At 54.7% G+C, this 802-nt stretch carries 1 protein-coding gene; it reads right to left on the reverse strand.

From position 1 onward, the window contains the following. A partial coding sequence (locus N5C91_RS31830; protein ID WP_279834520.1) for a hypothetical protein occupies positions 1–741 on the reverse strand: 741 nt, incomplete at its 3' end. Between the last annotated feature and the right edge of the window lie 61 nt (positions 742–802).

Below are 802 nucleotides of genomic sequence, written 5' to 3' on the forward strand. Positions count from 1 at the left end.
AATGCCCTGGTTGGCGTCGCTGGCCAGGTAGGCCTCGGCGTTGCTCAGGCTGACGTAGCTGTCGCTTTCGCCGTAGTAGGTGTCCGAGAGGCCGGCGATATCGACCATTGGCACAAGGTGGGGCGAAACTTCCGAGTCGTCTGGCGCGGCCGGTCCCTGTTCCAGGCTGTGCGCGTCCGTCACCTGAGTCGGTAGATACTCAGCGCCCGTCCTGATGTCCACGCAGTCTTGATTGTCATCGGACGCTGCCAAAACATTCTGGCGAATAGACTGGTAACCCACCCCAGCAATTGTTGAGAACTGAATATCGTCGATGGCAAAACCAAGATCCTTGAATTCCGACGACGTTTCTATTTGGAAAATCTCGAGCTTTGCTATTGCCGCACCGGTCGAGGTGTAACTCCAGGTTTTCCAAGTACCCCCTGCCGTATTGATACTCATCGATTGCAACAAGGCACCACTAGCATCGTAGAACTTCGCCGTAGTGGTCCCCTCAATGTAGGGGTTGTAAAGGAAGCTCACCGATTGCGCAGGGGTAGAAAACGACATCGCGACACCACCACCCTGCTGTCCGCCCGTGGCGCTGCTAATTTCGAGATACCGGCTCGTATTTGTTCCCGCCCACCCGGAACCCTTAACAATGGTCTCTCTGTACGCAACCCCCAAAGTTGAGAACGTAACTCCCTTGATAGTGCTGCCTACAATGCTGGTGCCTGTAGAAAAGTCCTCAAAATCGATCATCGTCCATACAGGCTCCGGCGCAGGCATAGGGATAGTGAAGTCGAACTCGTTCGACTTCACA

This window comes from Pseudomonas sp. GD03903, assembly GCF_029840045.1.
Taxonomy (GTDB): Bacteria; Pseudomonadota; Gammaproteobacteria; order Pseudomonadales; family Pseudomonadaceae; genus Pseudomonas; species Pseudomonas pseudonitroreducens.